The following is a 13,177-nucleotide window of genomic DNA, read 5'->3' as shown; positions in this document are numbered from 1 at the left end:
ACAGGCCCTAGGCCTGGTCCGCCGAGAAGCTGTCGGCGTGCTGGACGGGGATGAGGCTGTCGGTGCCCGTCATGCGCAGCAGGCGGGTCAGGCGGTCGGGGACGGCGGCCAGCGTCAGGCTGCCGCCACCGGCGTGCGCCTGCTGCCACAGCCCGATGACGACGCTCAGGCCGGAGGAGTCGCAGAAGTCCACGCCGGACATGTCCAGCAGCAGGTGCGGGGAACCTCCGGTGAGCAGGGACAGGCCCTGCTCGCGCAGGCGGGGTGCGGTGGCGGGGTCGAGTTCGCCGGCGATCGCGATCACGGCACGGCCGGCACCGGCGGCTCGCACGTCGAGGCGGAACGGTTCGGTCATGTGCGGTCGGTGCTTCCGGTCGGTGCGGGGTCCCGCTGGGGCGCGTTGATCGACACGGCGGCGGTGGACGTGCCGGCGGTCGGTGTTCCGGCTGCGGGGACTCCCAGGGCGAGCAGGGCGACGTCGTCATCGGTGCCGTTCGGCAGGCCAGCGAGGAAGGTGACGGTGTCGGCCACGACGGCGGCAGCGGTGGTGGGACCGGTGCGGGCGGCGAGCACGTCAGCGACGCCTTCGATGTCGAGCAGCTGCCCGTCGGTCCCGCGGGCCTCGGTGAGGCCGTCGGTGTAGAGCAGCAGCGCTTGACCGGGTTCCAGGCGGACGGTGGTGGCCACGAAGCGCGCGTCGGCCAGCGCGCCGACCAGCATGGCGCCGGGCAGCTCGACCGGACGCACCACCGTGCCGTCGCCGTCGTCGCCGGAGAGGTGGAACGCCGGTGGGTGCCCGCCTCCGGCCAGCCAGACCGTCAGGCCGCCGTCGCCGGGGGTGAGGGTGCCGTAGAGGGCGGTGCAGAAGCGGATGCCCACGTTCGGGTCGCGCAGCAGGGCGGTGTTGAGCGCGGCCAGCACCGCGATCGGGTCGTCGGGGTGGTGGTGGGCGGCGGCGCGCAGGGTGTAGCGGGCCAGCGAGGTCAGCGCCGCGGCCTCGACGCCCTTGCCGCACACGTCACCCAGGAAGAACCCCCAGGTGTCGCCCACCAGGGGGAACACGTCGTAGAAGTCGCCACCGAGCTGGTCGGGGGAGGCGGTGTGGTAGTGCCCGGCCAGTTCCACGCCGGGCACCGCGGGCAGTGACGGCGGCAGCAGGGTCTGCTGCAGCACCGCGAGCGTCGACGCCAGCCGTTCCCGGTCGGCCTCGGCCTGCCGGCGGGCCTGCTCTGCCGCCGCGCGGGCCTGCTCTGCCGCCGCGCGGGCCTGTTCGGCCTCCTGTCTGCGCCGCAGGAGCTCCTCCTCGTAGGCGCGGCGGTCCGAGGCGTCGAACACGGTGGTGCGGATGAGCAGCGGCTCTCCCCCGGCGCCCCGCTTGATCACCGACGACACCAGCACCGGCAACCGGCCGCCGGGGACCTTCACCTCCAGGGCGATGCCCCGCAGCTCGCCCTGCATGCGCAGCAGCGGGGCGAAGTGCGTCTCGTGGTACAGCTTGCCGCCGACGGTGAGCAGGTCGGTGAACCGCATCCGGCCGACCACGGCCTCCTGGCCCAGGCCGAGCCAGCCCAGCAACGTGGCGTTGATCTTCGCGATGGTGCCGTCCATCATCGTGGACAGGTACCCGCAGGGCGCCGCGTCGTACAGGTCCTCGGCGCTGTCCTCCAGAAGCGCGGTGAACGCCGCGTCCGTGCCGGCCACGTCGCCGTCGCCGGCGTGGACGGGATCCGGCGCCCCGTCGGGCGAGGCGCCGTCCGCGCGGCACATCACGAGCGTGTTCCGAGGAAGTCCAGGATCGCCTCGGCGGTGGCCTCCGGTGCGCTCAGCTGCGGGCAGTGCCCGGTGGCGTCGAGGGTGACCAGGCGGGAGGACGGGATCGCGGCGTGGACGAACGCGCCGACCTCGCGCGGTGCGATGACGTCCTGGGCGCACTCCAGCACCAGCGTGGGCACCGTGACGCCGGCCAGGTCGGTGCGGCTGTCGGACAGGAACGTGGTGCGGGCGAAGACGCGGGCGATGTCGGGGTCGGTGGCGCAGAAGCTGTTGGTCAGCTCCTGCCCGAGCTCCGGCCGGTCCGGGTTGCCCATGATCACCGGAGCCATCACCGACGACCAGCCCAGGTAGTTGGACTCCAGCGACGCCAGCAGCTCGTCGATGTCCTCGGCGGTGAACCCACCGCGGTAGCCCTCGTCGTCGATGTAGCAGGGCGAGGGAGCCACCATCACCAGCGACCCGATCCGCCGCGGGGCCATCCGCGCGGCCAGCACGCCGATCATGGCGCTGACCGAGTGGCCCACCAGCACCACCTGCTCGAGCTCCAGCTCCTCGCAGACGTCGACGACGTCCTGCGCGTAACCGTCGAGGCTGGAGTACCGTTCCGCGCTCCACGACGACAGGTCCGAGCCGCCCGAACCCACGTAGTCGAACAGCACCACCCGGTGCTGCCGCGCCAGCGCCGGGACGATCAACCGCCACATGTTCTGGTCGCAGCCGAACCCGTGCGCCAGCACCACGGTCGGGCCCTCCGGCACACCGGTGACCGTGACGTTGTTCCTGTGACGGACGTCCATGTCCTACTCCCTCAGGTTTGTTTCTTCCGAGCACAGTAGGTCCAAGCCGTTCACGCACTTCCACCGGCCCGCTGAACGCGGCCGTCATTTACGCGGCTCACACGTGCGAGGCGGCGCCGGCCGGAATTGCGGCCGTTCTTTCCACACCTGTTGACGCGCGTTCCCGGCTCGTCGACAGCGGGGTGACGCCCGCGTCCGTCCAGGCTCGATTAAACCACTCCATTGTGCGACACAGCAGTCGAACACCGCGTGGAGTGGAGCGCTATGCTGGCCCGTACCGGCTGTCACAAATCTTTCTCTTCGGGACCACGATTGCCCGGTTCGACCGGTCGCAACAGGAATCGAGGACAGGGACCAATCGCGATCGAACCCGCGTTCTCGCGAATTCGACCCGTCCGCCGGGACGACGTTCCGGCCGATCCACCTGGCAATCTCGCGGCTGGTGACCCCTGCCCGAGGAGGGTTCGGCGGACGCGTCCGGTCTGTGGCGCGGAACGTTCTTCAACGGCTCGGCGATCGCCGTCGCACCGGCCGTCTTCTCGGCGTTTCGCGAGGCGGGTGCACCGCCCACCGTGCTGACCTTGATCAACGTCGCGCCGGTACGTGATCGTCTCCCTCGTGGCACGGCGGCGCCGCACCGAGCGCGCCGGCGACACACCTGAGGGGCCGCCCTCACCCGGCGAGGCCTGAACAACGCCGAGATCGCCTGTACCTGGCGGGTCGACGCCACCGGCGCACCGCATCGAGGTACAGCCTGCTCCACCTGACACCGGGAAGCCTGCTGTATCGGCAGCGGCGCCGAACAGAACTAACTTTCTCGGCATGAACCTTTCACCGAGCCGCAGCCGGACCCTCCTCGTGCTGATCCTGGTGGGCAGCCTCGCCGCCAACGTCGCCGCTCAAGCATTCGGTCTGGGCCTCTTCCTCAGCGTCCCCTTCGGACTGCTCGCCATCGCCGGCGGCGTCGCGCTCTTCTCCGACTACCGCAATAACCGTGACCATCCGCGGAACTGACCACGGCCGCCGCCTCGTGGAATGACGGCGAATGGGCGCGCGATTACCGGAGAGTTGCCGCCGCGGCCGGACGAGTAGGGCGCAAGTGGGTGGATCTCCCTATCCTGGCTTTATGATCTGCCCGAAATGCCGACACGCCATGCACACCTTCGACCGGGACGGGATTCACCTGGAGCAGTGCGAGAACTGCCGGGGCATCTACCTCGACAACGGCGAGCTGGAGCAGATCCTGCTGTCCTACCGCGCCCACCTGCAGTCGGAGCTCCGTCAGGCCCCCTCCCCCGTGCCTGCACCGCCGCCCTACCAGCCGGCGCCGATGCAGGCACCGCACCAGCCGGCGCCGCCGTCCCGCAAGAAGAAGGACGACTTCTGGGGCGACGACGACGACTTCTTCGGCGAGGGCAGGGACTCGCGCGGGAGGAAGAAAAAGGACAGGTGGGGATTCCTCGACGAGATCTTCGGCTAGTTCCCCCCACGCGGAGGTTCTGACGCGTTCACGGAAGACCTCAAGCGCACGCACGTGTGGCTGTGCCTCAGGAAAGACCAGCGAATCCTCGGCGCGCGAGCGCGGGCCCTGGACCGAGACAACTCCGGAGTTGCACGTGTTCCGAGCCGAGCGACGCAGAGGATCGCGCGGTCATCGCGCGTGCGTTCGAGTTCCTTCCTGCCGGCGTGTCACAGCGGTCGTCGCGTGACCAGCCGGGTGGCGGGCTACGCGACGATCTTCGTGTCGTGCCTCGCGCAGCTGATCGTCACGGTGGACATGACCGTGCTGTACCTGGCGGTGCCCGAGCTGAGCGTTCAGCTCGGCGCCTCCAGCGTGTCGATGCTGTGGATCGTGGACGTCTACGGGTTCACGATGGCGGGCCTCCTGGTCACCATGGGCAACCTGGGCGACCGGGTCGGGCGGCGCAGGATGCTGGTGTGCGGTGTCATCGGGTTCGCGGTGGCCTCCGTGCTGACGGCGTACGCGCCGACCGCCGAGCTGCTGATCGTCGCGCGGGCCTTGCTGGGCGTGGCGGGAGCGGCGATTCTGCCCGCCACCACGTCCTTGTTGCGTGTCGTGTTCACGACGCAACGGGCGCGCACGGCCGCGGTGGGTGCCAGTGCGGGCGTGTCCGCGGCGGGGTTCGCGGTCGGGCCGATCCTCGGCGGTGTGCTGCTGAACCAGTTCTGGTGGGGCTCGGTGTTCCTGGTGAACGTCCCGATCGCGCTGTTGATCCTCGCCGCGGCCAAGTTCATCCCGGAGTCCCGTGCGCCGCAACGGCTTCGGCTCGACGTGGCGAGCGTGCTGCTGTCCGTGATCGGCGTGGTCGCGGTGGTCTACACGATCAAAACCGGCTTCCTCGTGGGTTTGTGGCACCCGGACGTGCTGAGCGCTCTGCTCGTGGGGCTTCTCGCGCTGGGGTTGTTCGCACGGCGGCAGCTGCGGCTGCCCACCCCGCTGATCGACCTGCGGCTGTTCCGCAGCCGGGAGTTCACCACCTCCGTGGGATCGAACCTGGTCGCGGTGTTCACCCTGTCGGCGTTCGGTTTCATCATCAGCCAGTACTTCCAGCTGGTTCGCGAGTGGACACCGCTGGAGGCGGGACTCGCCTACGTGCCGGGAGCGCTGGCAGCGGTGGTGGCGGGTGGCGTGCTCGCCCCGACGGCGATCAACCGGATCGGCCGCGGGTACGCGGTGGCACTGGGGCTGCTGCTCGCCGCGCTCGGGTTCGGCCTGCTCGCCGGCGTGCAGGCGTACTCGCCGTACGCCCTGGTCGTCGTCGCGCAGGTCGCCGTCGGTGCGGGCGCGGGTCTCACGCTGACCGTCACCGGTGACACGATCCTCGGCACCGTTCCGCGAGATCGTGCCGGCGCGGCCGCCGCGATCTCGGTGACCGCGTACGAGCTGGGCGGTTCGCTCGGCATCGCCGTCATCGGAAGCGTTCTCTCCGGGATCTACCGGGCACAGCTCGTCCTGCCCCAGGGTGTTCCGCAGGCGGTCGCCGAACGGGTCCGTGAGTCGTTCAGCGCGGCCGTCGCCACCGGCCTGCCGGAACCGGCCGCCGCGGCCGTCCAGGCCGCCGCCACCGACGCGTACCTCAGCGGCATCCGGACGAGCATGATGGTCAGCGCCGCCATCACGGTCCTCCTCGCCCTTGTCGTCGTGCGGTTCCTGCGCGGCGTCCCCAAGGTCATCGAGCAGGACGCGGCCCTCGAACAGGACTCCCCGCTCGGCACCTGAAACACGTCAGCGAGATCCCGCGACCGCGATCGACAGCGTTGTGCCGCAGAGGAAACCATGCCGAAGACAGTGATCCCGGGAGAGCGGCGGAGGGTCGTGGGCGAGGCCGTGGTCCGGATCATGACCCGGACCGGCGTCGAAGGCGCGTCCCTGCGCAACCTCGCGGATGAGACCGGGCTCTCCATCGGATCCATCCGGCACTACTTCGAAAGCCACGACGAGCTGGTGGTCTTCGCGATGCGCGAGCTCGGCCGGCGCATCAGGCAGCGGGTGGCCACCCGTGTCGCACGCCTGCCCGCCGGTGGTCTCGGCAGCACCGATGCGGTCGCGGAACTGCTGGCCGAACTCCTGCCACTCGACCGGGCGCGCAGCGACGACCTGGCCGCCTGGCCGGCCTTCACCGTTGCCGCGCGGGCACAACCGGCGTTGCGGGAGGTCGCGGAGGAACACCGTGAGCACCTGCGCTGCCTGGTCACCGGGATCCTCGAACAGGCCGTCCAGCACGGCGCACTGCCCGCGGGGTTGAACCTCGGCATCGAAAGCTTCCGGCTGAGCGCTCTCCTCGACGGCCTCACCATGCAGGCGGTCCTGCACCCGCAGCCCATGACGCCGGACCTCCTGGTGGAAGTCCTGCGGCGGAACGTGCACTCGCTGACCACGCAGACCGGTTCGTGAACCGGCCAAGCCCCACATGCCGAAACAACCGGCACATCAACGATTCGCCGTCGATGTGCCGGTTGCCACGCTCAAATGGTTCAGGTCAGCGGTTGGGGAGCTGCACGCCGGGCCGCGCCGGGGGTGGAACGCGGCCCGGCGTGCAGCGTTGTCACCGGGTCAGCCGGCCCGGCGGTCGGTGAGGTCGAGCGTCAGCCGGTCGAGCCACGCGCGCGCCCGTTCGTGCTTCGACGCCCGCTCGGCACGGGGGATCTGCTCGGCGACGACGTCGCGCACGAGCAGGTGCCGGAACCCGTACTCGATCTCGCCGGTCTCGCTGTTGCGGCCCTGGCGGCGCAGGAAGTCCCGTTGTTCCAGCAGTTCCAGCGCCTTGGCGACCTCGGCGGCAGCACGTTCACCCGTCGCGGCCACCGAGCTCGGCGACACGAGGTCACCGGTGAGCGCGGCGTCCTGCAGCACCGCCTTCACCTCGGTCGGCAGCGAGTCGAGCTGGGTGGTCACCACACCGCGCACCGAAGGCGGCACCGGCAGCGAGGCGTCGTTCAGCAGGCACGGCGTGCGGGGGTCCGACACCATGCCGGCGTACTCGGTGGCGAACAGCGGGTTGCCGCTGGCGCACGACACGAGCGCCTGCCACAGCTCGGCCGACAACTCCCGGGTCTGCAGCAGTGAGTTCAGCAGCTGACGTGTGCCGTTGTGCGACAACGGTTCCAGGCTGATCGTGGTGGCGTTGCGCTTGCCGCCGAACCACGACGGCCTGCGCTGCAGCAGCTCCGGTCGCGCGGTCGCGATCACCAGCAGCGGCACGGAACCGGCGTGCTCCCCCAGCTCCTCCACGAAGTCGAGCACCACGTCGTTCGCCCAGTGCACGTCTTCCAGCAGCACGATCAGCGGTTCGGACTCCGCGACCTCCTCCAGGAACCGGCGCCACGCCGGGAAGTCCGGCCGCACCTCGGCGCCGGGCTCGGCCAGGCAGGCCAGGCTCGCGTGCAGCCGGTCCGCGAGCTCACCGGCACCGACCAGCCGCACGAGGTCGGCGCGCAGGGTCGGGAAGGAGGAGAACTCGCTCACGACGTCGGTCAACGGCCCGTAGCCGTCGTCGTCGCCGAAAGCCGTGGCGGTGCCACGGAAAGCGGTCGTGCGAGAGGTAGCGAGCTCGTTGACGAGCCGCGTCTTGCCCATGCCCGCCTCGCCGAGCACGGTCACGAAGTGCGGGCGGCGCCGCGTGCGCACCTCGTCGAGAAGCCCTTGCAGCACCAGCAGCTCGCGCTCGCGTTCCACGAACGGCACCGCGGCCTGCACGCGGCGGGCCGCACCACGCCGTGGCGCGCACGAGATCGCCTGCCAGCCCCCGGTCGGCGCGCCGTCCGCCTCCCAGAGCACGGAATCGGCGGCGTCCCGGGTCGAGGTGCACGCGCGCACCGCGCCCAGTGGTGCCAACGCCATCAGCTGACGGCACTGGTCGAGCAGGACACCGCTGGCGGTGGGTGCGCCCGACGACGGCAGGCGCACGAGGGCGTCACCGGTGGCCACGCCGATCTGCACCTCGGCGACGGCGTCCAGCCGGTCGCGGATCGCGACGGACGCGCGCACGGCGCGATCAGCGTCGTCCTCCGCGGTCCTGGGCACGCCGAACAGCGCCAGGAACACCGATCCGACGCTTCCGCCGACCACGCCACCCAGTCGAGCCACCTCGGCGGACACGACGGAAGCGACCTCCTGGTGCACCGCGTCGACGTCCTCCGGGTCACCGTCACCGGCCGCGAGACCGAGCTGGGCCGACACCATCACGACGCTCACGAGCTTCCGCTCCGCTGTCGCGAGGTCCGGCGCGGCCGCGGGAGCGACGGGCTCCGCGGCGGGCCGCGTGATCACGACCGGGGCGCGCACGGGAGCGGGGTCCTGGCCGACGGCGAGCAGGTGCCTGCGGTGCACCGACGACGGGAGGTCCAGCGCGGGCGTGTGGTCGAGGATCGCGCGTTCGAGCTCCTGCAGCTCGCGTCCCGGTTCGAGACCGAGCTCCGCCACCAGCGCCGCCCTCGTGCGGCGGTAAACGCTCAGCGCGTCCACCTGCCGGCCGCACCGGTACAGCGCGAGCATCAGCTGGCCGCCCAGCCGTTCGCGGTACGGCTCCAGCTCGGTCAGCGACTCGAGCTCGCCGATGATCTCCCCGTGCCGGCCGCAGGCGAGCTCCGCCTCGAAGCAGTCCTCCTGCACCGCCAGCTTCCAGTCCTTGATGGCGGTCAGCTCGGGCCAGTTGATCCCGGTCTCGGCGAGGTCCGCGAGCACCGGTCCGCGCCACAGACCCAGCGCGCCGCGGAGCACCTTCGCGGCGTCGGCCCAGTTGCCCTCGGCGAGTTCACCGCGGCCCTGTTCGGTCAGCTGCTGGAAGCGCGACAGGTCGAGGGAGTTCTGGTCCACGCGCAGCAGGTAGCCCGGCGCGTGGGTCAGCAGCATCGGGGCCCCTTCCGGCTTGCCGCCGTGCGACGTGAGAACGCCGCGCAGCCCGGAGACGGCGTTCTGGAGCATCTTGCGCGCCGTGGGCGGGACGTCCCGCGGCCACAACGCCTGGAGCAGCTTGCTCGTCGCGACCACCCGGTTGGCCTGCAACAGCAGGAAGCCCAGAGCCGCGCGCTGCTTGACGCCGCCCAGAGGCACCGGTGAGTCGCCGTCGAGGACTTCCAGTGAGCCCAGCAGGTGGAATCGCATGGTTCCGGCCTCCATCGATGTTCGTCCGGCCACGGAGGATGAGGTCAGGACCAGGGGGTGTCGCAGCGCCGCGCGGTGGCACCGCCGGCGGAGAGGACGGCGGCAGGGACGGACCGCGTCCACGGGGTGTCGTCGGATGTGATCGCGGCCCAGGGCGTGTCGCCGTCATCGGCGACACGCGTCCACGGCGTGTCGCACCCGTCGCCACCGCGCCAGGTCTGGTCGGCCTGTGCGGTGCCGGCGAGGAAGGTCATCGTCAGCACCGCGGGGACGGCGGAGAGGACAAGGGCGGCAGCGGTCGCCTTGCGGAACATGTGGGCTCCTCGGGGTGGAACGGATCTCGGTTCACGTTGTGGTGCGGCACGGTCCGTGCGGCACCTGAGAACGAAGTTAGAAGTGCCGCCCATCGTTGTTCTATCGCGTACCCACCGCGTATCAATTGGCCGTCACGGCAGCTGCCGGCGAGCCCAGGAGAGGCCGGAAAACTGATCCACCAGTCAGGGCGCGGCTAATACCACGCCGTCGGCCGCAATCCGGAGAATTCGTTGCGACGCTCACGAGAACCGCACACGTTCAGCGATCCGAACGAACGGCTTGTGCCGCTCGATCCAGCGGCGATGAGACGTTCAGGCTACCGGCGGCACGTCGCGCGCCCGCCATAAAGTTCGCCTTCGCAACGACGAGTTGCACGCACGCGCACGCAGGTTAATGTGGGGTGACATCTTGGCAATGATCATGTCCAAGTGAGATGCCGGTCGAGATCGCGAGCATTGCGCCGGACCGCGTATTGATACACAAGAAGATCTTGACAGCTTTCGCTGCCACGGTTAACTTCACAGAGGTCAGACCCTGGCGGCGAGGATCATTCACATCGGGTTCAACCCGAGGCGGTCCCGCAGAACACTTCCGCGACTTCGACCACCTCAACCAGACGAAGACAGAGCGACCGGCACATTGTAAGTAAAAGCACGAGGGGTCCCCGATCATGAGCCTCGACCCTGACGAGGGACTGATCTTCAAGCTGCTGGGAATGATCGAGGTCGTCGGGTCGGAAGCGCAGATATCGACGCCACCGCGACGGCAAAGAACCGTCCTGAGCGCTTTGCTGCTCGAAGCCAATCGCGTCGTCGGCATGGACCAGCTGATCGACGCCGTCTGGGAGCACAGCCCGCCGTCGACCGCGCGAGCGCAGATCCAGATCTGCGTGTCCGCGCTCCGGCGGGACTTCACCAGAGCCGGGGTTGACGCCCAGATCGAGACCCGCCAGCCCGGCTACCTGCTGCGGGTCGCCGCGGACAAGATCGACGTCTTCCTGTTCGAACGCCGCGTGGCCGTCTCCGAGCTCGCCCTCCGCCAGGGCCGCCCGGAGGAGGCGGCGACGGTGCTGCGCTCGGCATTGGCCCTGTGGCGCGGGCCCGCGCTCAGCGGGGCCGGTGCCACGTTGCAGAGCAAGGCGCTGCGGCTCGACGAGAAACGCCTGTCGGCGCTGGAGAAGTGCGTCGAGATCGAGCTGTCGCTCGGCCGCCACCACGCCCTCGTCGACGAGCTGCAGAGCATGGTGACCGAGAACCCGCTGCGGGAACGACCGCGGGGTCAGCTGATGCTCGCGCTGCACCGCGCCGGCCGGCAGTCCGAAGCGCTCGAGGTCTACCGCGCGGGCCGCGACCTGTTCATCGAACGCCTCGGCCTCGAACCGAGCGACCACCTGCGCAAGCTCGAGACGGCGATCCTCACCGACGACAAGGCGCTGCGCCTCGGCCAGGACGAACCGGATCCGGTCGTCGCGCACAACGTCGTGTCACCGCACCAGCTCCCGGCCACGATCTCGGACTTCATCGGCCGCCAGGACGTGGTGGCGCGGGCCGAGAGCGTGCTGTCCGGCGACCACATGACGATGCACGTGGTGAACATCTCCGGCAAGGCGGGCATCGGCAAGAGCGCTCTCGCCGTCCACGTGGCCCACCGCGTCGCCGCCGAGACCTATCCGGACGGTCAGCTGTACTGCGACCTGCGCGGCACCCAGGCCCAACCGGCCACACCGGCCGAGGTCCTGGGCCGCTTCCTGTCCGCCCTGGGCGCGGCGGGCTCGGCGTTGCCCGACAGCGTCGACGAACGGGCGGACATGTACCGCAGCATGCTCGCGAACCGGCGCGTGCTGGTCGTCCTGGACGACGCGGGCAGCGAGTCGCAGGTGCACCAGCTGCTCCCGGGCTCGCCGACGTGCGGCGTCATAGTCACGAGCAGGACCCGGCTGACCGGTCTCGCCGGATCTCATCTGGTCGAGGTCGACTGCATGAACTCCGGCGACGCGCGGGAGCTGCTGGGGCGCATCATCGGCAGGCAGCGCCTGGAGAGCGAACCGGTCGCCGCGCCGGCGTTGATCGACGTCGTGGGAGGGCTCCCACTGGCGCTGCGCATCATCGGCGCGCGCCTCGCCGCCCGTCCGCACTGGTCCCTGGCCTCGATGGTCGGCCGCCTCGCCGACGAACGCCATCGCCTGGACGAGCTGGTGCACGGCGACATGGTCGTGCGCGCCAGCCTGTCGCTCAGCTACGACGGCCTCGAACCCGACGCGCGCCGGATGATGCGGCTGATGTCGTTGCTGGAAGCGGAAAGCCTGCCGGTCTGGACGGCCACGGCCCTCACCGACGACCACGACCACGGTTTCGACCTCGTGGAGCGCCTCGTCGACGCGCAGCTGCTGGACGTGGTGGGCCGTGACGTCACCGGCCTGCCGCGGTACCACTTCCACGACCTGATCCGCCTGTACGCCAAGGAGCAGTCCGCCGCCCACGAGGCACCGGCCGCGCGGCTGGCGTTCGTGGAGCGGATCGCCGGTGGCTGGCTCGCGATGGCCGAGCAAGCACACCAACGCCTCTACGGCGGCGACTTCACCCTGCTGCACGGCCAGGGCAAGCGCTGGCAGCCCTGCGGGTCGTACCTCGACCCGGCGCTGCAGGACCCGATGAGCTGGCTGGAGAGCGAGCGGCCGAACCTGTGCGCGGCCGTCCTGCAGACCGCGGACGCGGGCCTGGACGAGCTGTGCTGGGACCTGGCGATGACGCTCGTGACGTTGTTCGAGACCCGCGGGTGCTTCGACGACTGGCAGCAGACCCACGAACGCGCCTTGGAGGCGGTGCGCAAGGCGGGCAACAAGCGCGGCACCGCGGCCCTGCTGTGCTCGCTCGGTTCGTTGCACCACAGCCAGCGGCACATGGAAGCATCCCGCGCCGCGCTGGAACCCGCGCTGGAGCTGTTCACCGAGCTCGACGACACCCACGGGCTCGCGCTGGCGCGCCGCAACCTCGGGCTGCTGGAGTACCACGAGGGACGCCCCGAGCTGTCGCGGCAGATACTGGAGCAGTCGCTGGCCGGCTTCCAGCGGGTGGGCGACGTCGTCGGCCAGGCCCACGTCGTGTCGCAGCTCGCACAGCTGTCGCTCGACCGCGGCGAGCACGAGCTGGCGTTCGGTCAGCTGGGCGACGCCCTCGGCATGTGCCGGGAGATCTCCAGCCCGCGGGTGGAGGCCCAGGTGCTGCACCGGCTCGGCGGCGCGATGCTCGCGCAGGGGCGGTACGAGCAGGCGCAGCAGCTGATCACGTCGGTGCTCACGATGGTGCAGCGCTCCGGCGACACCGTGGGCGAGAGCTACGCGCTGCACTCGCTCGGCCTGATCCGCGGCCGCCTGCGCATGTTCGCGGAGGCCGGGCAGCTGCTGCGGCGCGCGATCCGGCTGTGCGAGGAGAACCTCGACCGGCTGGGGGCCGCGCGGATCCAGCTCGACCTCGCCCAGCTGGTGTCGCAGCGGGGGGACACGTTCCACGCGATCGCCATCGTGGAGCAGGCCATGGCGACGTTCCAGGAGCTGCGGCTCGCGCTGTGGGAGAGCAAGGCGCTGGCCGTGCTGCAGAAGATCACGGCGGAGAACTCGGTGTCGGCCGCGTCCAACGGCGGCACGGCGTAGGTCGCCACCGGTGGTCGG

10 protein-coding genes are annotated in these 13,177 nt (G+C 70.5%); 5 read left to right on the top strand and 5 right to left on the bottom strand.

From position 1 onward, the window contains the following. Positions 1-7 precede the first annotated feature (7 nt). Genes ADL03_RS14035 through ADL03_RS14025 form a run of 3 tightly spaced genes read right to left on the bottom strand, consistent with a single transcriptional unit; the run spans position 8 to position 2,570 of the window. Complete coding sequence (locus tag ADL03_RS14035) at positions 8-355, bottom strand: STAS domain-containing protein (RefSeq protein WP_053733795.1); 348 nt, start codon at positions 353-355, stop codon at positions 8-10. After that, entirely contained in the window at positions 352-1,767 is a 1,416-nt protein-coding gene (locus tag ADL03_RS14030; protein WP_053733794.1) for a PP2C family protein-serine/threonine phosphatase, read from the bottom strand. The genes ADL03_RS14035 and ADL03_RS14030 overlap by 4 nt, the downstream gene beginning before the upstream one ends. Next, on the bottom strand, positions 1,767-2,570 hold the full coding sequence (locus tag ADL03_RS14025; protein ID WP_053733793.1) for an alpha/beta fold hydrolase: 804 nt from the start codon (positions 2,568-2,570) through the stop codon (positions 1,767-1,769). The genes ADL03_RS14030 and ADL03_RS14025 overlap by 1 nt, the downstream gene beginning before the upstream one ends. Before the next feature lie 822 nt (positions 2,571-3,392). Here ADL03_RS14025 and ADL03_RS46905 point away from each other — a divergent pair. The 4 genes from ADL03_RS46905 (at position 3,393) to ADL03_RS14010 (ending at position 6,486) form a co-directional block, all read left to right on the top strand. Further along, the gene (locus tag ADL03_RS46905; protein ID WP_157528586.1) at positions 3,393-3,584 is read left to right on the top strand and encodes a hypothetical protein; all 192 of its coding nucleotides are present in this window, start codon (positions 3,393-3,395) and stop codon (positions 3,582-3,584) included. 31 nt (positions 3,585-3,615) lie between these two features. Beyond that, the gene (locus ADL03_RS14020) at positions 3,616-4,050 is read left to right on the top strand and encodes a zf-TFIIB domain-containing protein (protein WP_197288309.1); all 435 of its coding nucleotides are present in this window, start codon (positions 3,616-3,618) and stop codon (positions 4,048-4,050) included. 225 nt (positions 4,051-4,275) lie between these two features. Next, positions 4,276-5,811: an MFS transporter gene (locus ADL03_RS14015; RefSeq protein WP_053733791.1), complete on the top strand. Its 1,536-nt coding sequence runs from the start codon at positions 4,276-4,278 to the stop codon at positions 5,809-5,811. A 57-nt stretch (positions 5,812-5,868) separates the two neighbouring features. After that, a complete protein-coding gene (locus ADL03_RS14010) occupies positions 5,869-6,486 on the top strand; it encodes a TetR/AcrR family transcriptional regulator (RefSeq protein WP_053733790.1) in 618 nt (205 codons plus the stop codon). Between the two features lie 159 nt (positions 6,487-6,645). Here ADL03_RS14010 and ADL03_RS14005 read toward each other — a convergent pair whose 3' ends face one another. Both ADL03_RS14005 and ADL03_RS14000 read right to left on the bottom strand, forming a co-directional pair. Continuing rightward, complete coding sequence (locus ADL03_RS14005; protein ID WP_197288308.1) at positions 6,646-9,195, bottom strand: BTAD domain-containing putative transcriptional regulator; 2,550 nt, start codon at positions 9,193-9,195, stop codon at positions 6,646-6,648. A 44-nt stretch (positions 9,196-9,239) separates the two neighbouring features. Then, positions 9,240-9,509, bottom strand: a complete 270-nt coding sequence (locus ADL03_RS14000) for a hypothetical protein (protein ID WP_053733788.1) — start codon at positions 9,507-9,509, stop codon at positions 9,240-9,242. A 671-nt stretch (positions 9,510-10,180) separates the two neighbouring features. On the opposite strand from ADL03_RS14000, the gene ADL03_RS13995 reads away from it, so the two are divergent. Then, complete coding sequence (locus ADL03_RS13995) at positions 10,181-13,159, top strand: BTAD domain-containing putative transcriptional regulator (RefSeq protein ID WP_053733787.1); 2,979 nt, start codon at positions 10,181-10,183, stop codon at positions 13,157-13,159. Positions 13,160-13,177: the final 18 nt, after the last annotated feature.

Source organism: Nocardia sp. NRRL S-836 (genome assembly GCF_001279525.1).
Classification (GTDB): Bacteria; Actinomycetota; Actinomycetes; order Mycobacteriales; family Pseudonocardiaceae; genus Lentzea.
Note: the sequence above shows the minus strand (reverse complement) of the source record. Positions and strands in the feature narration are given on the sequence as shown.